This is a genomic window from Planococcus sp. 107-1, assembly GCF_021513255.1.
Lineage (GTDB): Bacteria > Bacillota > Bacilli > Bacillales_A > Planococcaceae > Planococcus.
Genome location: NZ_CP090977.1, coordinates 314,458 through 336,203, shown reverse-complemented (window position 1 = coordinate 336,203; position 21,746 = coordinate 314,458). Strand labels below are relative to the sequence as shown.

Here is a 21,746-nt window from a genome sequence, read left to right as displayed (position 1 = left end):
AAACAGCATCCGCGAATGGCGGATGCTGTTTTTCATTTATTGATAGAAGCTTTTTAAAAGCTACCGGTTAAAAAAGTTTTCTGTGTAATAGGGCTGATTTTCATCATTGTAGGCAACGCCTACTCCTAAGTAGCCGAAGTCCCGTTTTACGATATTTTCCCGGTGCCCGGCTGAATTCATTAAGCCTTCGTGGGCAAAAATGCTGTTGTACTGCCCATAAGCCAGATTTTCGCCTGCTACAAAGAACGTGATGCCGTCATCACCCATCCGGTCAAACGGCGACTCTCCAGCCAAATTGGTATGGCTGAAATAATCATTGTCTGCCATGTCCTGGCTATGTTTGCGTCCTGTTCCACGCGCAGTTTCATCCCATTTCAATAGAGGAAGTTCGCGTTGGATGCGGGCTGAGTTGGTCAATTCGTATAGCAAAAACTCATAGCCTTCTTTCAATTCCTTATCAGGCTCTGCATAAATGCCAGAACGTTTCGCCTCTAGTTTCTCATCAATTACTTGTATAGCGGTCACCGTGTTTTCTTCATGGATATCATAAAAAACCGTAATATAGAGATTATTGACCTTGAACATATCGTACTCGTTACGTGTATCAAGAATGTATTGCACATTTCCTTTTTGAAGGCTTTTCAACGGTTTTCCAAAAGCGGCTCTGACCGCTTCCCGGTTAGATGCCATCGTGATCCCTTTGGTTGAAGAGATTAGATCCTGGTTGGTAAACATGCCATTTACTTGGCCTTTATCGTTATAAGAAAGCAGCATATAATTTTGATAATCTTGATGATAGCTATGCCAATCCGTGCCGTACTCGTTTCGCATCAAGCGAAGCGGCAAGCCAATCACCGCTTGGGCCTCTTCTTTAGACATTCCAAGCGTAATGTTATGGATCGCAACTAAGGACTCGGTTCCCTCAAGCTCCGGCTTGTCGACTTGTTCCGGCATCTCTGCCGAACTTTGGCCGACAAACGTCTGCAATTGCCTGCCGAGATCCGCGGTGAATTCTTTTGCCTGATCGACCGCTTTCGTGATGGAAGGATTCCCGGCCACTTGCTCAATCATTTCATCAATCGATTCTAAAAAACTCACATCCACATACTCACTGGCTTTTTCTTCCCACAACGGCCGTGCGAAAAAAAGAAGCACCAGCAAGACAACCAACCAAAAAACTTTTCGCACGCGCATCACCTCTCCATCAGTTTAATCGCAAAACCCTATTCAATAAAGCAAAAAGAATTTCCTGAAAAAGAAAAGCCTCTTTGCATTCGCAAAAGGCTTTCCGTTCGATCAATTGACTCCTTCAATCACCAATTCCTTCACCGGCAGGAAGATATCGCCTGTCTGGAAATAAGTCATATTCACTTGATCATTCTCCTCCAAATAGATGGCTAACGGCACATTTTCAGAAGAGACGATGTAGTTGGTTCCATCTTCAAGCAAGAACGAAACGGATGTGAAATCCCCGACCCGTTCTTTAAATACCCGCTCTACTACTCCAGAAGTTTTTGCTTCTTCCGCTTCAGAACTTCCGTCTACTGTACTGCCGCCTCTTTGCAGCGCGGTCTTATAGAGTTTCAATGCCTCATTTGGCGTTCCTGCGTAAACGGAGATCTCCGGATTTGCTGCTGAAACGATAAAATAGTTTTGCAGGAAACCGTTCGAATCGAGAACCGGCGTCAACCAGCTAGCTTCCCCGTAGAAGTTATAGAGGACCGGCATTTCACCAGACCACTCCTTCTCGATAAATTGCTTTTCAATGATTTGCAAATTCCCTTGCGAGTCCATATAGGAATCTTCCAGACTTCCCGTAAAATAAGTCGATTTCCCGCTGCGGGCATTCGTCAATGAATAGCCCAGCATCGAATCCACGCCTTCTTTTGGACTTGTGAAATCGGTGAAATAATACATCTCGCCATCAGCGTCAAAAATCGGGCTGACATTCGCTTCTGTGCCTTCATCCGAAGGAAGCTTCACGTCTTTTTTGCCGAATTTGCTGTTCCAAAAACCATGTACATAGTTCCCGTAGTAGCTGTTCTCCAAACTCACCGATTCCGGCGAAACGGCTCCATCGATAAATGCGGGTACGTCTTCCAGTTTATACGTAATGCTTTCCCCGGAAGATGGGTCGATTGCGACAATTCCTTTTACATCAAAGCCGTTTCTAGCAGTGACGAAATCACCGTATGACCGGATATAGTATGGCTTGCCCTCATCATCTACTTCCAACTGAACTTCTCCATAGAAAATTGCTTCCGGATTTTCCAAACGCATATGGCGCTCGATGTTTTTATTGAAATAAGAAGAAGGCGTATAGCTCATTTCAGATTGGATGAATTTTGGATTAGCTGATGCATCTGTCGCACTCATAGTGAAATAACCAGGGGTGACATCCGCGTTCCACCATTTAAAGAAACCCGAAAATTCGACTGGCGCAATATAAACGAATTCTTCGTTCACTTTCTGTACTTGCAGCTGCCCCAATTCATAGTAGCTCGTATTTGGCACTTGTCCAAATGCTTTCTTCATCTTATTTCGTGCAAATTTTGGCGGTACGCTGGCTGGAGTCTGTGTTTCATCAAATGCTTCGATTTCCACTTCCTCATCCATCTCCACCATTTTAAATTTCTCATCTGCATTTAAGAGCGGCGCTGCAAATAGATAGGCTGCAAACAAGAGTGTGGCACCGAACAAAACGCTTTTTGCTTTTTGTTCCAACCCTTTTGAAAACAATGCGCCAAGGCCGGCTGCTACTGCGAGCACGGGCCAAAGCGACGTTAAATTCCGGTCAATATTGAGAAAATAATAAGCGAGCGCAATAACGATTGCCCCAATCACTGCAGTAAACAAAAGTGCCGGGACTACTAATGACTTGCCTTTTTCCTCTTCCCCTTTTGCACTGGTTAACGGAACAATGATAACAGCGGCTGCGATTGCAGCAACCACTGAAAATAATAAAATACTTCCCATAACGAATTCTCCTCTATACTTGCTGATTTCTTGATACCTTTTATACGATTCAATCATCTAAAAGTTTCAACCAAACAAAAAGCGGCCGATAGGCTCAGCCGCCAAAACAAAACTTATTCCGCTTTACAGAGCGCTTCTGCGCGTTCTACGATTGAATCGATCATTTCCTTGGCGCTTTGTCCATTTTCCAGCATCCGGGTCGATTGCCCAGCCCATAAAGACATAAATTCGCTATTCCCTTGCTTTGCTGCTGCCGCGCGAATATCTTTGGTGGCAGTATTTTGAGAAGGAAAAGGCAGTGGCGCCATGCCTACTTTCTCAAACTCAGTGATAAAACGATTTCGCAATCCTCTCGCCGGCCTGCCGGAAAAGCTTTTTGTAATCACTGTGCTTTCTTCTGTGCTCTCGGCGATTGCCTGCTTATAGGCGTTATGCGCACCGGATTCAGTTGCCAGCAAAAAGCGGGTTCCAATCTGGACCCCTTTCGCTCCAAGTGCAAGCGAAGCAACAAGTCCACGGCCATCCGCAATCCCACCTGCTGCAATCACCGGAAGTTTCACAGCATCTGCTACCTGAGGCACCAATGACATGGTACCAACCAATGCGCCCATTGGATGTTCTTCAAGCGAAAAGGTGCCTCTGTGTCCGCCCGCTTCACTGCCTTGCGCAACGATAGCATCGACTCCCGCCTTCTCAGCTTGGATTGCTTCTCGCACGGTAGTTGCCATCGCAATCAATTTGATGCCTCGTTCTTTTGCCATGATCGCTTGTTCAGTGGGTAAGCAGCCAAATGCCGTACTAATAATCGGCACTTCCAGTTCAAGGCAAATCTCAAATTGCTGTCGGCTCCAATTCGGGGAAGCGTAGGCAGCCGGTATTTCTTCAATCCCCAATTCTTTTCGAAAAGGATTTAAAACTTGCTGCACTTCAGCGAGACGGCTATAATCATCTTCTGAGCTTTCAGAGAAAATATTCACCGCAAACGGTTGGCTGGTCGATTCTTTTATTTGCCGGATGGTTTTTCGCAAATCTTCCGGAGCGAGATAGGCAGCTCCCAAAGTTCCAAGTCCGCCTGCCTCGCTAACAGCGGAAACCAATTCTGCAGTCGTCGGTCCACCAGCCATACCTGCCTGAATAATGGGGTATTGAATGTTGAATAGCTTGCAAATTTCTGTTTTCAATGTAAGCATCCCTTCGCCTCCTTGCGGTTTCTTTTTTAAAAACATCATTTACCTTACATTATTGCGCAAACGGGAACTTTTAAACAGAAAATACGTTAAAGATTACTAAGAAGCAACAAAAGAAAGCGGGGGTTATTATGAAAGGGTTTCTTTCCCTTTTAGGCATTACTTTAATCGTCGGGGCATTTGGACTGATCCTCTTATCTTTCTACGGCAATCCATTGGAAGAAATGAATAGCCAGGAAAGAATGTACGCATATATGGAAACACGTGAAAACCATTCCACGGAAAATAATACGATTCAAGATATAAGCGAACTGGAAACCAATTCTGCAGCCGAAGCTGCTCCATTAAAAGCGATGGTTGCCAGTGATGAACCAAGCTACGTGAATTTGGCAGAAAGCTGCGGTCCAGCAACTCCATAATAACAAAAAAAGGGGCTGTCCCAAAAGTAGTTTGGGACAGCCCCTTTTGCGACGAAGCTAGCGAAGCGTTGCAAAGACAGGAACAATGGTATAACTACATGCTTTATTAGAAACAAAGGAGCTATCGAATCAGTCAAGTAAGACTGATTGGACAGCTCCTTGTTTTAGATTAAACGACTAAACGGATCCAATTTCCTGCTGGGTCTTGGGTTTCCATATAATCTCCGCGATTTTCCACTTTTGCCCCCAATTGCTGAAGGCGTGCAGCAACTTCTGCTTGCTTGGCTTCATCTGCCATGACCAATGTGTAATAATGCAGCCCTGCCGTTTTTTCAGGAAGCGCTGGAATTCCGACCCCGTTCCATACGTTCACGCCAATATGGTGGTGGTATTTTTGGTCCCCTAAGAACATGGCTTGCGCCCCCATTGAAGTGAGCACTTCAAATCCTAGTCCATCCACATAAAATTTCTGGGTCTGTGCCATATTGGAAATGTGGAGATGGATATGCCCCATGACCGTATCCGCCGGCATGCCGGTCCACACTTCTCCTGAATCGATGGCCGCTTGTACGACACCTTGAGCATCTAAAGGATCCACCGCCATTTTAACCTCTTCGCCGTCCCAGTCCCATTGTTCAGGTTCGCGGTCCCGGTAAATTTCAATCCCGTTCCCTTCCGGATCAGATAAGTACAATGCTTCGCTTACCAAATGATCCGACGAACCGAGGCGAACCCCATTGTTGTGAAGATGAACCAAAATTTTCCCCAGCTCTTTCCGGCTCGGCAAGAGAATGGCAAAATGATACAAACCGGCATAACGCCCAGTTTTCGGTTCTACGCCTTCAAAAGTCTCCAAGTTCAATAAAGTTTTGCCTTCTATTCCTAAAGCAGCTGTTGTATCGCTTTTAGAAAGCAATTCAAAACCGATTGTTTCTGTATAAAATTGGACCATTCCTTCCAGGTCCATTACTTTTAATCCGACTTCGCCTACATAAGTGACAGGCTTTTGATGAAAGTTCATAGCTAATCCCTCTTTCTTTAGTTACTTTATGTAACCAATTATATAAAGAGAACTATTATATGTCAAGTAACTTAATTCTTTTGCTCCACAGCATAATTATGCTATGATATAAAAAAGGAGTGATTGATATGGATACTGCTGTTATTTGTCCCCGGTTTGAAAGTGCTATTTCTCTTTTAAGCCAACGTTGGACAGGCTTGATCATTTATCAACTTTTAGCAGGGCCTCAACGATTCAGCCATTTAACTGATGTAATCGGCATTAGCGGCCGCCTCCTATCCGAACGCTTAAAAAATTTAGAAGCACAAGGAATTGTGACGCGAACTGTCTATCCGGAAACGCCAGTACGGATTGAATATGAGTTAACTGAAAAAGGCTTTTCATTAAAACCAGTCATGGACGAAATCCAAAACTGGTCTCAAGTATGGGTTGACCCCCTAGAAACCAAATAAAACAGCTTATCCTTTCAGCGGATAAGCTGTTTTATTTTTATTCTCCTATTACTTCGTCGCCATACTGATTGCAGTCTTTTTTTCCCGGGCAAAGGAGTAATTCCCGTCAAATCGTTCCATCGTCTTGTCGCAGATCCAATAAGTGACCGGGAAAATTTTATCCAGGAAGTACCGGTCGTGGGACACTGAGATAATGGTTCCCGGAAATTCTGAAAGGGCTTCTTCCATGACTTCTTTTGCTTCCAAATCCAAATGATTGGTCGGCTCATCCAAAATCAAGAGATTATGGTTCATGTGCATGAGCTGCGCCAATCTGAGACGCATTCTTTCACCGCCGCTCAATTGGCGAACCGGCTGGAAGACCATGTTGCCAAAAAATAGAAACTTTGCCAGCATCGGACGCGCATCATACTCAGAGACGGAAATGGCATCACGGAACTCTTCGATTACGGTCCGGTTATTGTCCATTTCAAGCGTGTGCTGGGAAAGGTAGCCGATTGACACACCGCTGCCGAGCTTGACTTCGCCAGCATCCGGTTCGCCTTTACCCAGAATCATATTCAATAGCGTCGATTTCCCTGTACCATTTGAACCGACAATCGCAACTCTCTCACCAAAACGGATGTGCATATTCACATCTTGAAAGAGCGTTCTTTTACCAAATTCTTTCCAAACCTCTTCAACGCGTACAACGTCTTTGCCACTCCGCTCATCCATCTGAAAACCGAGCGCCATCTGTTTTTTAGCCAGTACAGGACGATCGAGCAATTCGATTCGAGCAATCGCCTTTTCAATGCTTTTTGCTTGCCTGTGCATGCCGGCATTCGGTGGATTCGCCCGGTTCGCCCACTCTTTCAGCCGTTTGACTGTGTCTTTCATTTTCTTAATCTTTTTTTGCTGGTCTTGATATTGCTGAAACTCGATTAATAACCGGGCTTCCCCGCTCTTTGACGTAGGCAGAATAATTCCCTTTGTATTGGATGAGATCGCCTTGGTCCAATTCCCAAATATGAGTGACAGCTTCATCTAAGAAATAGCGGTCATGCGAGACCAGCACAATAGTGCCTTTGTAGTGGCTAATAAACGCACCGAGCCATTCAATCGCTTCAAGGTCCAAATGGTTCGTCGGTTCATCAAGGAGCAGAAGGCCCGGTTCTTGCAGCAATAATTTGGCCAAGCCGACTTTCGTCCGTTCGCCTCCACTTAAATGGCCCCATTCCTCAAACTTCAACACTTTGATTTTCAAGCCGTTCAAGACTTGATCGATGCGTGCTTCAATTTCGTATCCTCCGCGTTGGATGAAATCCTCTTGCATCGTGCCATAGCGGGCAAGCAAGCGCTCCATCTCTTCTGGAGCAGCGGATGCCATCTGCGTTTCCATCGCTTCCAGCTCTTCCTGAATCTGGACAAGCCCGGCAAAAGCCGTCTTCAAGAGTTCTGCTACTGTCCACTCTTCCGGTTCATCCGGTGATTGTTTCAATAATCCGATCCGGCAGCCTTTTTTCCAGGTTACTGCCCCTTCTGTCGGCTGAAGCTCGCCGGCCAACACATTTAACAGCGTTGTTTTTCCTTCCCCGTTTCGTCCGACCAATCCGATCCGCTGGCCTTCCGCTATATCTCCTTTAATCTGATTAAATAATTTTTGGTTCGCAAAATGGCACATGATTTGTTGAAATTGACTAATAATCATCGTTCTCTCCCTTTCGTTCCGAGAGACGCGCACAAAACAAAAAGGCATGCGAAGACGCATGCCTTTTTACAAAATCCGTTTGTAGGCAGATGTCTCTCACTGGTTTATTTCATTCCATGCAGTTGTCTGAAAAAAGACAGACTTATCCCGTACAGCTGCTGAAGTGAAAGTAACGCCATGCAGAATATAAAGATATTCTTGACATTCTGTCATGCGCTTACCAGTTTGATTCATCATACCCACCTCCTTCGTTCATTTCTTTTATCATAATAGAAAGACGAAAATCAGTCAATAAAAAGTCAGAATCTTTATATTTTATTCAAAAATAAAAGGGTTTTCGGGTCTACATGCGGAATAGATAGGGAAAAGATTTTTAAGAACAAGTTGAGAGGAAGGCGGTGGAGACTTTGTCAATGTATTCGAGGATGACTTTTGAAAACGACACGAAAAAAGTGGAAAAAGCATTGAAGAAGTACGAGGATAAAAAGAATGAGGCACTCGTTTTACTCGCTGAAATTGATATGTTCGAGAAAATGGACGATGTGAAGGACGCTGAAATGTGGAGAAGGCAATCGTTGAAAGAAAAGTTGGTAACCGTGGAGCGCCAGCGAAAGGAATTGAAGACCTTAATCATGTCCTATATCGATAAGCACGGAGATCAGGATTTGCAGCGTTACGCTGAATTATTGGCGGAACTGGAAAAGGACAAGCCAAAATATTGAGGAGTTCAAAAAGCCTTTTAAAAAAAGGACGGACCTGACTAACGGTCCGTCCGTTACTTGTTTCGTTCCTTTTTATTGCTGAGGGATTTGAGGATATCGCCCGTCCATCCGCGTTTTCTCAGATACCAGTACATGAACAGGGTCGAACCGACGATTAAGAGCAGCGAACCCAAATAACCATAAGTCCACTTCAATTCAGGCATGTGATCAAAGTTCATCCCCCATAAAGCCCCGAAGGCCATCACCGGCGTGAATAAGGTAGTCAGCACCGTCAAAGTTTTCATGATTTCGTTTCCTCTGTAATTGGCTACAACATTCTCCATGTCCACCATATTATTGATTTCATCTTTATAGGAATTGACAAGCATCCGACAGCGGTCAATCCGCATAGATGTCCGGCTGAATTCAACTTCCTCTATTACTTCTTTCCCGAAAGCTTCAGGGATTGCCATTTTTATTTCTTGAAATCCCAAAATCAAATTTTTCCACAGCAAAATACGATGCCTTAAGGTTTCAATTTTATTCAAAGTGCTGCGGTCGTTCTTCTCCCGGATTTCCCATAACAGGTTGCGCAATTGTTCTTCGAATACATCAATCTTATGTAAAATAGAGCTCACCATATGCCCAAGAATGATCATCATCAGTTCAACAGCGGAAGATGCTGATTCCATCTGCTCAAGCAGCGGCTCTCTCTTTAAATCTTCGTCCGATTCAAAGTCCAATTTACTGGTCAACAAGAAATCGGTGGACAAGAAAAAATGAAAAGCTTGTATGTCATGCTTTTTCTCAGCATTTTGCCGGTAAATTAGCGATCCCCAGATCACTTCGGAACCTGGAACCGATGTTTCCATATGCAAAATATTGACGGTTAAATTTTGGGAATCCTTTATCCATCTCCGCATTTTATGGCTTTTCGGCAAATGTTGTTGAAACTCTTCATCTGTAATATTCGCTTCTTCTTTCCAAATAGCATGTTTAAAGTTATATTGAGGCATTGGAACCCCTCCTTGGCATTTTCCCTATACTAAAAAACAAGCCAGGTTCGGCTTGTTCAATCTTTTTCGCTTGTATTGTCCCTGTATTTCTCATTTGAGTTTTCTTCGTATTCCAGGTCGCGGTCAGGCATCGGGTCTAAGGTTTTTTCATCTGGAATATTGCGGCGCGGTTCCACTTCCGGAAGCAATTCTTCTCCTTCGTGGCCTTGCTTATCCTTTTTCATAACCATCCCTCCCTATCCCCTTAAATACCCTTTCCCGCATTTTTTAATCCTCACTTAACTGGGACGAACCCGGTATCTTCAACTAACTTTTGCCCCTCGCCAGAAAGAATCCATTCAAGGAACGGCTCGACATTCGGATTTTTGCTACCAGCTGTAATTGCATAAAATTCCGAGGCTAATGGGTAGTCGCTCGAGCGGATATTTTCAATGCTCGGCTCTATTCCATCAATCGACAATAGCTTGATTTTATCGTTCTTGACCATTTCAGTGGAATAGAACCGGAACGTATAGCCGATTGCATTTTTATAGTTCCGGTAACTGGCCACCTCTTCGATAATGCCGCCCATCCCGCTCTCGAGATTTTCTGTTTCAGGTTTTTCAATTTCAGTATCTCCCATGAATTTGATGAACATCGTCTGGCTGCCGCTGTCTTCCGGACGCTGAAATGGCCTGATTTCATCGTTCTTCCCGCCGAGTTCTTTCCAATTCTCGATATCCCCGGAATAGATTCCACAGATGTCTTCACTCGACAAGTCACTTATCTTATTGCGCGAATTAACAAAGAATACGAAAGCTTCGCGCCCAATCGGCGTTAACTCCAATTCCACACCTGCTTCTTTTGCGTCCTGCAATTGGCCGATTGAAGGCTCTGCAGCAAAAATAATATCTGCATTCCCTTTAATCAAGCGGCTATAAGCGGAAGGAGTGGTGGTCGTAGCAACTGGTCCTCTGTGGGGTTCATACACCCCTTCCGGATAAGTCGCTTCAGCGAATGCTGCAAATAACGGATAAAGCGCCGTTGCACCGTCTAGAATGGGAAGCTCCCCTTCAATAGCAAAAGAAGCCTTACTGTCCAGCCTAGCCAGCTTCTCATTTTCCTTAAAAGGCTCATAAACAAAAAGATCCACTTCTGAATCATCGACTTTCGCAAAACTTTCTTTGTAATAATAGGGAGCTGCAAACCCAATCCCTACAAGCAAACAGAGCGATATCCATATCGCTGTTTTCTTGCCATTGCCGCGTTCTAAAATATAAATAAGCAAGATCATCATTGAAACGATGACTGCTCCTAAAAGCACGAGCAGCTTTTCTTCCCCTGTATTTAATACATAGATGCCGCCAAAAACAAAGACCGCTAACATGGCAGCGACCGCTGCTAAGGTAATAAGTAATTTCACAAATGCGTTCATATAGTCTCCTAAAATAATTCGTTATTTTTTAGCTATTGTTTCATTAATGATTCAAATAATTCCTGGTCATCCGGATAAGCCATATCCAGTTCCGCCAGTTCAGCGATTGGTTTCCAAGCTACTTCTTGAATCCACGGGTCGTTTTCATCCACTCGGATTTCGCCCCCTGTGATTTCCACTCGGAAATAATGCACTTCGAATGATACCGCAGAATTTTCGTACTCACCGTTTCTAATTTTCAGCTCCTCATGTACCGAAACTGAGAGGCCAGTTTCTTCGAAAAACTCACGTTCGCAGCATTCTTGAAGACTTTCTCCTGCTTCGAGTCCTGCGGCCGGCACTGACCATTTTTTATCTTCATCCGGCGGCCCTTGCAGGACCAGCAAGACTTCTCCTTTATCATTTACGCAGACGCCAGCTGCGCCTCTCCAGTTTGCCATTTCCATTAAAAGCCCTCCAATGCCTGTTTTTCAATTTCTTTTACAAGCGATTCTTTGCCGCGGATATACTGTTCGATATCTGTCGGATATTTCATTGCTAATTCCTTTTTTAAAGTACCATATTTTTCCGCTTTTTTGGGGTGTTTTTTTAAAAAATCCCTAAATGCCAAATGGCGATCAATTTCACCGTTGCCGCGTTCGTACATATGTATATGATGCGTGCGCGCATCGCCGCCTTTTTGAAAATATCTTCTGCCTTTCAATCCGTTTTCTCCTTTAGCTTCATAACCAAGCTGCTCAAATGCCTGATTGAATCGGTCAATAGCTTCAATGTCTTTCACAACAGGCATTAAATCAATAACGGGTTTAGCTGCCAGCCCTTTTACGGCTGTACTCCCGATATGATGAACTGCTACACAGTTGTCTCCAAGAATCTTCTTGATTTCTGCTGCCTCTTTTTGGAATAGCTCTTCCCACTCTTTTTGATAGTCGCAAACTTCTACTTTTCGCATTTGAATCTCCTTTCGCAGACAGTAAAAAACGGCCTGCAGGTGCAAGCCGCTTTTCCTTCTTTTTTAATGAGCTGCTTTAGATACCTCTTGATCCAAAGTGATTCCATGAGTCGCTTCCGGAAGACCCAGGTCTGCTGAGAATCCATTGGCCCGGTAAAACGCGTCTGCCATTGAAGAGTCCGTACGAACTACGATCTCTTTAAAATGGCCCCGCCCATAATTAATGATTTCTTTTAATAGTTTGGTGCCAATGCCTTGGCGTCTGGCACTAGGGGAAATATAAAAGCGCCGGAGCCTGCCTACACCCTCTTTTGTCGAATAAGGGTCTCGGTTCAATCCGCCAATCGCAACCAAATGATCATGATGGTCCCATACGCCATAGAGCACTTCACCTTCTTGGTTAAATGTATTTGTGCCATCTTCGTACTGGTTGACTAGCCTTCTAAGAAAGCGATACCCTTCAGCTTCACTTTCTTCCACCAATTTCGAGACATCCACCGATTTTAAATCTGTTATTTGCTTTAAGTTAATTGTCATGTCGCTCCTCCTCATCATGGTCGTGAATTGCCATTTCTTACGGATTTCAACATTTCTTTCACCTTGCTCTTTTAGTGTAACGAAAAAGCAGTAAACAATCCACAAAAGATCGAATTTTCGAACAGATCAAAAAGAAGCCTTGGATTTCCAAGACTTCTTTTTTCATTATTTATACCGCAGAGGATTCGATATTCGCTTTCTTAGCTTCCATTTTTTTCACCAGATAAATGCTCGCTTCGTAAAGTAAAGCCATTGGAATCAGTACAAGCAATTGGCTGATAAAATCCGGTGGAGTAATCAATGCCGAGACTATAGCGAGTACAAGATAAGACCATTTCCTTACTTTCTTCATAGACACGGAACTTAAAATGCCGATAGATGACAAGAATAAGGCTACAATCGGCATCTCAAATAATAGCCCTAACGGAACTGTCGTCATGATCAAGAAATGGACATACTCACTTGCTGAAATCATCACTGCAAAATTTGCAGCTCCAAGACCTACAAGAAATTGATAGCTTAATGGGTTTAAAATGAAGTAGCCAAATGCTATGCCCAGTATGAATAATAGAAGCATGACGGGTGAATACAATCCGAGAAATCTCGATTCCTCTTCTTTCAGCCCGGGCTTTACAAACTGCCAAAGGAAATGGCTTAAAAATGGCAATGATAAACCGAGTGCCAAAGTGACAGAAATTGAGGTATAGAATTTAATAATTTCAAGCGGTCCAAGAATTACCAAATCATGCCCTCTTACCACATATGGAAACCAAAAATTCAAGGTCGAAAAGACCAATAGGAGAAAGAACAGAAAAACAAAAGCGCTCTTGATTAATTGCTTCCGCAATTCTCCTAGATGATCCACTAAAGTTTCTATCGGTTCCTCAGAAGGCCCTTTAGGCGGTTCCGTCGGCGGCTCTGTTGCAGCTATTTCTGCAGCAGAGGCCTCTGGAATCTTCTCCGCAGGGATTTCTGGCTGTACCGCTTTTTTATGCAGCGGGCTGACTAATTTGCGTTCGCCATACGGATCCATTTAACCACCTTCAAATTTTTTCGGATTTTGTTTCTTCTTTCACTTCCGGTTTTTCGTCGTCTTCCATGATGTCTTTTGCAGAACGTTTGAATTCCGATAAAGTTTTGCCGACTGCCCCGCCGATTTCAGGCAATTTTCTCGGTCCGAATAAAATTAGAACAATCACCAAAATAATGATCAATCCTGGAACTCCAATTGATGCTAAGCCGCCCATAAGATGTCTCCTCCTTTTTCCTGCTTAAATAAAGTCTAAAATCCGCTTTTCTTTTGCATATAGGAATACCGTTTTTTTTCTGTCCAGACTCCTCCGCCTAGCCGCTCGAGGTCGCTTCAGTCTTACCTGCAATGGCAAAATACGCCATTTCCGCTAAGACTTCCAGCGCTTGTCGCGGCTTGCAAGGCGGCTCCGCTTTTCTTTTTGTCCAGACTTCGGCGCCAGATTCTTGGGTCATAAGCCAATCCGGCTGTGCGGCTGGAAACATGCCGCTTCGCCAGCTCGTCTTATGCCCGTCGAATCTACATGGCTGCCTCCGCTTTTCTTTTTACACAAGCGATCCGCCGTTTTTGCTGTAATTGATGATTCCTTCTGCGCAGCGATAAGCAAGAGCTCCTACTGTTCCGGTTGGATTGTATCCGCCGTTATGCGCAAAGTTTCCTGCTCCTACTACGAAAAGATTTTCCATATCCCAATGCTGAAGGTAATTATTGACTACGCTGGTTTCAGGCTCTGCTCCCATAATCGTACCGCCCGTATTATGTGTAGTCTGGTAAGGAACGATATCGTAATCGGAAATCGGGCTTCCTCCTACTACCGTCTTCGCTCCCATTTCCTGCATGATTTCTGCTGCTCGCTCAGATAGATAGGCATGCAGTGCACGATCTTGATCGGTAAAGTTATACGTCAATTGAAGTAATGGGACGCCGTAAATGTCTTTGTATGTGCTGTCTAGCGACATGTAATTGTCACGGTGCGGCATGGAAGCCCCTTGTCCGCCAACCGATAACGATCTCGGATAGTTTTCTATCGATGCTTTTTTAAAATCCGCTCCCCATGATGGCGTATCCGGCGGAACCGGATTTGTTAAAATCGGCCGGTTGCCTGTTTGGGTAATAGACAGGCTCGCTCCATGGATAAAGTCCAAATCACTGTGATCAAAACTGTCGCCATTGAAATCGTCGATTGTCATTCCCAATGCTCCAGCACCCATAAACACATTCATCTTTTCGTCAAAGAAACCGGATGCACCCGGAAGAATCTGATAGCCATAGTTTTTGCCGAGCGTCCCTCTTCCAGTTTCCGGATTATACATTTCACCGATTTCCGATACCATTAAAAGTTTCGCATTGTTCAGCATATAGCTGGTCAATACAACCACTTCTGCCGGCTGGATGAATTCTTCGAATGTCACCGTATCAAAATAACGCACTCCAGTGACCCGGTCTCCTTCTTTCATCACTTCGACGACATTGGCATTAAACTTGATTTCATAATTCCCCGTATCCCGGGCCGTTGGAACAACAGTGATTTCCGGGGATGTTTTCGCCCCGTATTCACAGCCAAATCGTTCACAGAAGCCACAGTATTGGCAAGCATTGATTTGTTGGCCGTCAGGATTTTCGTATGCTTCCGATAAATTCGCGGAAGGCATCATGAATGGCGAGTACCCCAGATTAGTAGTCGCTGTCTCGAACATTTTTAAAATAGGCGTTTTTTTCATAGGCGGCGTCGGATAATCGCTCGAACGCTTTCCAGCGAACGGGTTATTATCTTCACCGGATATCCCTGCCGTCTTTTCAAAACGGTCAAAATAAGGCTCTAACTCGTCATAAGTTATGCCCCAATCTTGTATTGTGTATTCCGGAGGAAGTTTATTCGCTCCGTATTTTTCGTCTGTCATGGTCTTGATTTGGAAATCATAAGGCAGGAAACGCCAGTTTTGGCCATTCCAGTGTGTCCCAGAACCGCCAAGCCCTTCCCCTAAGAGAAACGAACCCATTTGGCGCATCGGCAAGGCTTTCTGATCCCTTCTGTTTCGGAAGGTGATCGTTTCTCTTGAAAGATCCTGCATCAGCTCGTAGCGAATCGCATAGCGGTATTCATCATGGACAATGGCGAAATCTTCTGTCCCACGCTCCCGCTGCGTTCCAGTCCTACGACTTTCATTCCTTCTTTTGCGCATTCGGCGGCAATGATCCCGCCAGTCCAGCCTACTCCTACTGTAACTACATCCACTTTATCTAAAGTTGTGACCATTAAGATTCCCCCTCTTTATTAATGCTGCATGCCAAGAGATTTCGGCTCAATTTCGACATACTCTTCGCTTTCGATTTGATTGATGTAGGAAGCCTGATGCCCTGGGAAGCCTTTCATTTTCCAACCTTCCATGCCTTCGTTGCCCGAATAGATCGGATCTGCATATGCCCCTTCAAGCGTAGCCATTCGCAGCAAACGGAAGAAAAATAAAGCGGAAACGCCTTTCATTTCAATTTCGTCTTCCTGGAAAGCCGTCAAAATTTCATCCATTTGTTCTCCTTCAAGTTCCACAAAGTCGGTCTGAAAACGATTTTGTGCTTCCTGCTGCATAAGCTGCAGCCCTTGCCGGAACATCTCATTGCGTTTTAGGCGGCTTTGATAGCCTTGTGTAGCTTGGCCTTCTTCAAATGGCCCTTGCATATACTCTTTGGAATTCTCTCCGTAAGCTCCTGCTAATTGTTTATCAATAAAATAAGGCACTCCTAAGCCAATGGCCCCTGGTCCGAGGTCATCCTCAGGAAAAATACGTTCTGTTGCGTTTGCTAAAATTTGGAATTCTGCATCATTTTTAAAAAACATCAATCCTCTGACTCCGCCTGCCGACCCTTCTCCGTGCTGCTCTCCACCATTTGCCGGTGCAGTTGTTGAAGCATTGTTCGTACCTGTATTCGCACCAATTAAACCGCCGATAATCCCACCGCCGATTAAAGCTCCTGTCGCAATTCCCGAGGTCTTCAAAAAATCGCGCCTAGAATAATTTTTAGTTTCTTTCGCCATCTTGTTGCCCCCTTTAATAATAAGAATATTTTGATACAATACCCCATTTAATATTAAAATACACTTATTGTTTGAAATTTTTTGAATTTATTTTAAAAGAAAAAACTCCTTCTTTTAAAAAAGCAGCTGTTTACTTTACCCATAAAAAAAGGCCAAGGGAATGGACACCTCGGCTTTGTAGCTTATCGTATTTAGTTTAAAATTTTGATATTGATTGTTTTGCGTCCCCAGTCCAAAGCTGCGCCTTGAGTCGGGATGAAGACATCGATTTTGTTTCCTTTGATTGCACCGCCAGTATCGCCGGCAATTGCTTCCCCGTATCCTTCAACCCAAACTTTTGAACCAAGCGGGATGACAGTTGGATCCACTGCAATGACTTTTTGGTTTGGATTCGAACGAAGATCGATTCCTGTTGCTGTTACTCCTGAACATCCTGCGCAATAAGCTGTATAAGCTGTTGCTGAAACGGTCATTTCCTTACCAGATTGTTCTGATGCTGCTGGTGCAGCTGCTTTAGCAGGTGCTGCTTGATTTGAAGATTGTGCTGGTGCTGCTTCTTTAGGCGCTTTCGGAACAGAGATCGGAGATCCTCCACTGACCACTAATTTGTCGCCAGGATAAATCCAGTGTCCCGTGATTCCATTCCAACTCATCAACGTATCAAGTGAAATACCATGGGCTTGCGCAATTTTGAATAAGGTATCGCCACTCGCTACAGTGTATGTAGACTTCTCTTGTGACACTTCAACCTTTTCTTCTGATGCGATTTCAAGCTGTTGGCTTGGATAAATGATATCGGATGATAATTCGTTCCATCCCTTTAATTGTTCTACTGAAACGTTCTGCGCTTGTGAAATGCTCCAAAGCGTGTCCCCGGATTCTACTGTATAAGATGATTGAGCGCTAGCTTGGCTTGCTGCTCCTACACTTAATGCTGCGATTGCAGTTAGTGTAATGATTTGCTTCTTCATAAAATGAATTTCCTCCTTTTCACTAACAGGAGTCATCATACCACCTACAGATTTCAAGACAATGACAAACCGACAGATGAAAAATAACAATTACGTTACGTCACTCTATTATTTATTACAAACTGTAATATATCTGACTTTGTCGATTATTTAAGGATTTTATTTACATTTTTTTGTTTTTGTTGAAGAAATCAGACTTTTTGGTATAAAAAAAACGGAAGCTCCTGAAAGCCTCCGTTCTTTTCTTATTTAAATACGCTTGTGCTGTGAAGCGGTTGGATTTTCGATTTCGGATCCAAATATGCCTTTGCGTTATTAATCGCTGTAGGTGCTTCGCCGAAGCCGACAGCAATCAACTTCACTTTTCCTTCATACGTAGCGATATCCCCAGCTGCATAAATTCCTGGAATATTGGTTTCCATTTTCGAGTTTACGACAACGGAGTTTTTCTCCATCTCAAGGCCCCATTCTTTGATTGGCCCAAGTGATGTGATATTGCCATAGTTGACGATGACATGGTCCGCTTCTAAGCGTTCTTCGTTTCCTTCTTTATCGATCAGCACCAATTCACGGACTTGTCCGTTCTCGCCGACCAATTCCTTAACGCCGTAAGGTTTCTTGATCTCAACTTTCGATTCCACCAACGTATCGATATTCGCCTCATGTGCAGTCATCTTCTCTCTGCGGTGGCTTAATGTAACATGGGACGCGACGTTTTCAAGCATCATTGCCCAGTCGACAGCCGAGTCGCCTCCGCCAAGCACAACCACTTTCTTGCCGCTGAACATCGTCAAATCCTTAACTCCGTAATGCAAAGATGTGCCCTCAAATTGTTCAGAACCTTCAACACCCAATTTACGCGGTTGGAATGCCCCTACTCCAGCAGTTAAAAGAATAGCCTTCGTGTAATGCAAACCTTTGTCTGTCTGGATTACAAAATGGTCCTCTTGACGTTCAACAGTGGAAACCGTTTCTTCTAAACAAATGGAAGGATCTCCGTAATTTGCTTGGACGACAAGATTGTCTACTAAATCCTTCGCCAAAACTTTCGTAAATCCGCCGACATCGTAAATAAATTTATCAGGATATAATTCAGTCAGCTGCCCGCCTAATTGAGGCAAGCTGTCTAAAATTTTAACTTTCATTTTTCTCATGCCGCCATAAAAAGAAGCAAATAAGCCAGTTGGACCGCCGCCGATGATCGTTATATCAAAAATTTCACGCTCTTCCATTTCAACACTCCTAATCTACTCAATAATTATATCCTATCATATTGTCCCCTATTTCACGCAATCAGACTATTGATTGAAATTGAAAATTTTAAAGTCGAATAATTTAGTTTATTGACTGCTTTTTATAACTTTTTTCCGTACACTGAATGGAGAGTATTAGAGAAAGGATGAGACAAATGGATTTAGGTTTAACGGACAAAGTGGCTGTCGTCATGGCTTCAAGCAAGGGGCTGGGAAAAGCCATCGCATTGGAATTGGCGAGAGAAGGCGCGATTGTCATCATTTCGAGCAGGCATCAGAAAGATTTGGAGTTAGCAGGCAGGGAGATTAAACAGCAAGTACCGGGTGTTTCCGTGCATTCAAAAGTTTGCGATATGTCGAAAGAGGAAGACATCATCTCTTTCTTTGGAGCGATTCTTGGTGAATTCGGCAAGATTGATATTCTCATTAATAATACAGGCGGACCGAAATCAGGCGGATTCGGAGATATCGGAGATGAAGACTGGTATGCCTCATTCGAACAAAATCTATTGTCCTATATCCGGACAATCCGCGCTGTACTTCCTTCTATGAAAGAACAGCAATTTGGGCGCATCATTAATGTCTCTTCTTCTTCGACAAAAGAAGTAATAGATGGATTGATTCTGTCCAATACTTTCCGCGCCGGAATGGTCGGCTTTGCCAAAACCCTAGCACGTGAAGTTGCAAACGATAATATATTGGTCAACACCGTCGGCCCCGGCCGCATACAGACAAACCGGATTACCGAACTTGATCAGCTCGAAGCCGATAAGCAGCAAATCCCAATCGAAGAACTGACGAAACAAAAACAAGCAGGATTGCCGATCGGGCGCTACGGGCAGCCGGAAGAATTCGCGAAAGTCGTGGTATTCCTCGCTTCCTCCGCCAATACGTATATGACAGGTCAATCATTGGTCATTGAAGGCGGCTTGCTGAAAGCACTGTAAACGGCAAATGATTATACAGCTAACCGAAAAATCGATATACTGGAAAATGAACCAATTAAAAAGGAGATGTTTTTAATGGCTAAAAAAGGTCACATCCACATGGAAAACGGCGAAATCATCAATTTCGAACTTTTCCCAAATGAAGCACCAAACACTGTAGCAAACTTTGAGCAACTTGCAAACTCAGGTTTCTATAACGACGTAACATTCCACCGCGTAATTCCTGGCTTCGTAAGCCAAGGCGGCGACCCAACCGGCACTGGTGCAGGCGGCAGCGGCAAAACGATCAAATGCGAAACTGAAGGCAACCCGCATAAGCACCAAGCAGGCAGCCTTTCAATGGCACATGCCGGCAAAGACACTGGATCTAGCCAGTTCTTTATCGTCCATGAACCACAACCGCATCTTGACGGCGTCCACACAGTATTCGGCAAAGTTGACGAAGCTGGCGTGAAAATTGCCGCGCAATGAAAAACGGCGACAAAATGACGAAAGTCCACGTGTTCGACGAAGAATAAGAGAGCGAATGGCCCGGCTTGAATAATCAAGCCGGGCTTTTTTATGACTTTTTCTAGATACGCACAGTTATCCCGCAAATACGCACAGAAGCCAGCCGAATACGCCCCAATGCTGACAAAATACGCTTCTAACTGAAAATCTCCATAAAAAAACACGCGCAAGGCGTGTTCTTTATAATACTTTGCTTAAGAATGATTTTGTCCGTTCATGCTGTGGATTTCCGAACAATTCATCCGGCACGTTCTCTTCGACAATATAACCGCCGTCGATGAACATGACACGGTCACCCACTTCACGTGCGAATCCCATTTCATGCGTTACGACGACCATCGTCATGCCTTCTAAAGCCAATTGCTTCATGACATCTAGCACGTCCCCCACCATTTCCGGATCGAGTGCAGAAGTCGGTTCATCGAAAAGCATGATTTTCGGATCCATCGCAAGTGCACGGGCGATTGCCACCCGCTGCTTCTGTCCACCAGATAATTGGCCGGGGTAGACATTCGCCTTTTCACGCAAGCCGACTTTATCCAATAGTTCATATGCTTTTTCCGTAATCGCTTTTTTATCGTTCTTCTTCAATTTCATTGGCGCCAAGGTGACATTTTCGAGCACGCTTTTATGCGGGAATAAATTAAATTGCTGAAATACCATTCCAACGTCCTGGCGAATTTTATTGATGTCGTTTTTGGGTTCGGTGATATCGACGCCTTCGATATACACATGGCCCCCGGTAATATCCTCTAATCGGTTCAAACACCGGAGAAACGTGCTTTTCCCTGATCCGGACGGACCGATTACGCACACCACTTCTTTTTCTTCGATTACTGTGCTGATGTCTTTCAACACTTCCAATTTGCCGAATGATTTTTTCAAATTCTCTACTCTGATCATTGTCATCGCAATACAAACTTCCTTTCCACAAAACTAGCCAACATTGAAAGCAAGTAGATGACCACGAAATAAATGATGCCGACAATCAGATACACATTAAAAGCATCAAATGTGGCACTCGCTTGGATCCGCCCTTCTTGCGTCAAATCCGCAATTCCGATTACCGATAAGAGCGATGTATCTTTCAAAGAAATGATGGCTTGGTTCGTAATGGTTGGCAGCATTCTTCTAAACGCTTGCGGCAAAATGATAAAGCGCATGTTTTGCGTGGCATTCAGCCCAAGCGAACGTGCTGCTTCTGTCTGCCCTTTGTCAATTGACTGGATACCTGCCCGAATGATTTCTGAGAAATACGCTCCGGCGTTGATGGCTACAGTTACAATTCCGGCTGTAGTGTTGTCCAATGAGAAAAACCCAAGGGAATTCAGTCCAAAATAAATGAAGAATAGCTGGACGATGAACGGCGTCCCCCGAATAGCATCTACAAAGATTTTAGCGATCCAATTTAATATTTTAATCGGCGCAAGCCTAAGCAAAGCGACAACTAGACCGATTAAGAATCCAAGAATAATGGCAATGACAAAGATATAAAGCGTGACTTGCAAACCTTCCATCAAATAAGGAAAGGCATTTCTAATCGTATCCATCGAGACATCTCCTTTGTAAGAAAAGCGCAAGCGCTCATTTAGCTCTGATAGGCTTAAGACCGGCGGCTGAGTGCTGAATTCTAGAC

Annotated in this window: 25 protein-coding genes and 2 pseudogenes; 5 read left to right on the top strand and 22 right to left on the bottom strand. The window is 44.1% G+C overall.

Annotated elements, in window-relative coordinates; translation table 11 throughout:
• Window positions 1-60 precede the first annotated feature (60 nt).
• The 3 genes from L0M13_RS01955 to L0M13_RS01945 all read right to left on the bottom strand — a co-directional run bounded on the left by L0M13_RS01955 (window position 61) and on the right by L0M13_RS01945 (window position 4,166).
• Window positions 61-1,194 carry a CAP domain-containing protein gene (locus tag L0M13_RS01955; protein WP_235198079.1) on the bottom strand — a complete coding sequence of 378 codons (1,134 nt, stop codon included), beginning with the start codon at window positions 1,192-1,194 and terminating at the stop codon, window positions 61-63.
• Window positions 1,195-1,296: 102 nt separating this feature from the next.
• Complete coding sequence (locus tag L0M13_RS01950) at window positions 1,297-2,976, bottom strand: sulfite exporter TauE/SafE family protein (protein ID WP_235198078.1); 1,680 nt, start codon at window positions 2,974-2,976, stop codon at window positions 1,297-1,299.
• A 113-nt stretch (window positions 2,977-3,089) separates the two neighbouring features.
• The gene (locus tag L0M13_RS01945; protein ID WP_235198077.1) at window positions 3,090-4,166 is read right to left on the bottom strand and encodes an NAD(P)H-dependent flavin oxidoreductase; all 1,077 of its coding nucleotides are present in this window, start codon (window positions 4,164-4,166) and stop codon (window positions 3,090-3,092) included.
• 128 nt (window positions 4,167-4,294) lie between these two features.
• Here L0M13_RS01945 and L0M13_RS01940 point away from each other — a divergent pair, with 128 nt between their 5' ends.
• Window positions 4,295-4,582, top strand: coding sequence for a hypothetical protein (locus tag L0M13_RS01940; protein ID WP_235198076.1), 288 nt, complete (start codon window positions 4,295-4,297; stop codon window positions 4,580-4,582).
• A gap of 169 nt (window positions 4,583-4,751) precedes the next feature.
• On the opposite strand, the gene L0M13_RS01935 is transcribed toward L0M13_RS01940, so the two are convergent.
• A complete protein-coding gene (locus L0M13_RS01935; RefSeq protein ID WP_235198075.1) occupies window positions 4,752-5,603 on the bottom strand; it encodes a VOC family protein in 852 nt (283 codons plus the stop codon).
• A gap of 128 nt (window positions 5,604-5,731) precedes the next feature.
• Here L0M13_RS01935 and L0M13_RS01930 point away from each other — a divergent pair, with 128 nt between their 5' ends.
• The gene (locus tag L0M13_RS01930; RefSeq protein ID WP_235198074.1) at window positions 5,732-6,055 is read left to right on the top strand and encodes a winged helix-turn-helix transcriptional regulator; all 324 of its coding nucleotides are present in this window, start codon (window positions 5,732-5,734) and stop codon (window positions 6,053-6,055) included.
• A gap of 48 nt (window positions 6,056-6,103) precedes the next feature.
• Here the strand turns inward: L0M13_RS01930 and L0M13_RS01925 are convergent, their stop codons facing one another.
• From L0M13_RS01925 to L0M13_RS01915, 3 genes are all read right to left on the bottom strand, one after another.
• On the bottom strand, window positions 6,104-6,934 hold the full coding sequence (locus L0M13_RS01925; protein ID WP_235198073.1) for an ABC-F family ATP-binding cassette domain-containing protein: 831 nt from the start codon (window positions 6,932-6,934) through the stop codon (window positions 6,104-6,106).
• 4 nt (window positions 6,935-6,938) lie between these two features.
• Complete coding sequence (locus L0M13_RS01920; RefSeq protein WP_235198072.1) at window positions 6,939-7,745, bottom strand: ATP-binding cassette domain-containing protein; 807 nt, start codon at window positions 7,743-7,745, stop codon at window positions 6,939-6,941.
• Between the two features lie 96 nt (window positions 7,746-7,841).
• Window positions 7,842-7,979 (bottom strand): hypothetical protein, encoded by a 138-nt coding sequence (locus L0M13_RS01915; protein WP_235198071.1) that lies wholly within the window; start codon window positions 7,977-7,979, stop codon window positions 7,842-7,844.
• A 164-nt stretch (window positions 7,980-8,143) separates the two neighbouring features.
• On the opposite strand from L0M13_RS01915, the gene L0M13_RS01910 reads away from it, so the two are divergent.
• Entirely contained in the window at window positions 8,144-8,467 is a 324-nt protein-coding gene (locus tag L0M13_RS01910) for a hypothetical protein (RefSeq protein ID WP_235198070.1), read from the top strand.
• Window positions 8,468-8,520: 53 nt separating this feature from the next.
• On the opposite strand, the gene L0M13_RS01905 is transcribed toward L0M13_RS01910, so the two are convergent.
• From L0M13_RS01905 to L0M13_RS01845, 13 genes and pseudogenes are all read right to left on the bottom strand, one after another.
• Window positions 8,521-9,462: a magnesium transporter CorA family protein gene (locus L0M13_RS01905; RefSeq protein ID WP_235198069.1), complete on the bottom strand. Its 942-nt coding sequence runs from the start codon at window positions 9,460-9,462 to the stop codon at window positions 8,521-8,523.
• Between the two features lie 56 nt (window positions 9,463-9,518).
• The gene (locus L0M13_RS01900; RefSeq protein ID WP_235198068.1) at window positions 9,519-9,686 is read right to left on the bottom strand and encodes a hypothetical protein; all 168 of its coding nucleotides are present in this window, start codon (window positions 9,684-9,686) and stop codon (window positions 9,519-9,521) included.
• A 50-nt stretch (window positions 9,687-9,736) separates the two neighbouring features.
• Complete coding sequence (locus L0M13_RS01895; RefSeq protein ID WP_235198067.1) at window positions 9,737-10,876, bottom strand: PstS family phosphate ABC transporter substrate-binding protein; 1,140 nt, start codon at window positions 10,874-10,876, stop codon at window positions 9,737-9,739.
• Between the two features lie 32 nt (window positions 10,877-10,908).
• The gene (locus L0M13_RS01890; RefSeq protein WP_235198066.1) at window positions 10,909-11,322 is read right to left on the bottom strand and encodes an NUDIX hydrolase; all 414 of its coding nucleotides are present in this window, start codon (window positions 11,320-11,322) and stop codon (window positions 10,909-10,911) included.
• Entirely contained in the window at window positions 11,322-11,828 is a 507-nt protein-coding gene (locus L0M13_RS01885; RefSeq protein ID WP_235198065.1) for a GrpB family protein, read from the bottom strand. Before L0M13_RS01885 ends, L0M13_RS01890 begins: the two co-directional genes overlap by 1 nt.
• A 63-nt stretch (window positions 11,829-11,891) precedes the next feature.
• Window positions 11,892-12,365, bottom strand: a complete 474-nt coding sequence (locus L0M13_RS01880; RefSeq protein ID WP_235198064.1) for a GNAT family N-acetyltransferase — start codon at window positions 12,363-12,365, stop codon at window positions 11,892-11,894.
• A gap of 169 nt (window positions 12,366-12,534) precedes the next feature.
• Entirely contained in the window at window positions 12,535-13,398 is an 864-nt protein-coding gene (gene tatC / locus L0M13_RS01875; RefSeq protein WP_235198063.1) for a twin-arginine translocase subunit TatC, read from the bottom strand.
• Between the two features lie 10 nt (window positions 13,399-13,408).
• Window positions 13,409-13,612: a twin-arginine translocase TatA/TatE family subunit gene (gene tatA, locus L0M13_RS01870; RefSeq protein ID WP_235198062.1), complete on the bottom strand. Its 204-nt coding sequence runs from the start codon at window positions 13,610-13,612 to the stop codon at window positions 13,409-13,411.
• Window positions 13,613-13,709: 97 nt separating this feature from the next.
• Window positions 13,710-13,880: a hypothetical protein gene (locus L0M13_RS01865; RefSeq protein ID WP_235198061.1), complete on the bottom strand. Its 171-nt coding sequence runs from the start codon at window positions 13,878-13,880 to the stop codon at window positions 13,710-13,712.
• Between the two features lie 60 nt (window positions 13,881-13,940).
• Window positions 13,941-15,652, bottom strand: a pseudogene (locus tag L0M13_RS01860) (GMC family oxidoreductase).
• An 18-nt stretch (window positions 15,653-15,670) separates the two neighbouring features.
• Window positions 15,671-16,429 (bottom strand): gluconate 2-dehydrogenase subunit 3 family protein, encoded by a 759-nt coding sequence (locus tag L0M13_RS01855; protein ID WP_235198060.1) that lies wholly within the window; start codon window positions 16,427-16,429, stop codon window positions 15,671-15,673.
• A gap of 191 nt (window positions 16,430-16,620) precedes the next feature.
• Entirely contained in the window at window positions 16,621-17,400 is a 780-nt protein-coding gene (locus L0M13_RS01850; protein WP_235198059.1) for a 3D domain-containing protein, read from the bottom strand.
• A gap of 245 nt (window positions 17,401-17,645) precedes the next feature.
• Window positions 17,646-18,632 carry an NAD(P)/FAD-dependent oxidoreductase gene (locus L0M13_RS01845; protein WP_235198058.1) on the bottom strand — a complete coding sequence of 329 codons (987 nt, stop codon included), beginning with the start codon at window positions 18,630-18,632 and terminating at the stop codon, window positions 17,646-17,648.
• 176 nt (window positions 18,633-18,808) lie between these two features.
• Between L0M13_RS01845 and L0M13_RS01840 the strand changes: the two genes are divergently transcribed.
• Both L0M13_RS01840 and L0M13_RS01835 read left to right on the top strand, forming a co-directional pair.
• Entirely contained in the window at window positions 18,809-19,600 is a 792-nt protein-coding gene (locus L0M13_RS01840) for an SDR family oxidoreductase (RefSeq protein WP_235198057.1), read from the top strand.
• Between the two features lie 75 nt (window positions 19,601-19,675).
• Window positions 19,676-20,118, top strand: a pseudogene (locus L0M13_RS01835) (peptidylprolyl isomerase).
• Window positions 20,119-20,290: 172 nt separating this feature from the next.
• On the opposite strand, the gene L0M13_RS01830 reads toward L0M13_RS01835, so the two are convergent.
• Window positions 20,291-21,019: an amino acid ABC transporter ATP-binding protein gene (locus tag L0M13_RS01830; RefSeq protein ID WP_311195604.1), complete on the bottom strand. Its 729-nt coding sequence runs from the start codon at window positions 21,017-21,019 to the stop codon at window positions 20,291-20,293.
• The gene (locus tag L0M13_RS01825; RefSeq protein WP_235198056.1) at window positions 21,016-21,660 is read right to left on the bottom strand and encodes an amino acid ABC transporter permease; all 645 of its coding nucleotides are present in this window, start codon (window positions 21,658-21,660) and stop codon (window positions 21,016-21,018) included. Before L0M13_RS01825 ends, L0M13_RS01830 begins: the two co-directional genes overlap by 4 nt.
• Window positions 21,661-21,746: the final 86 nt, after the last annotated feature.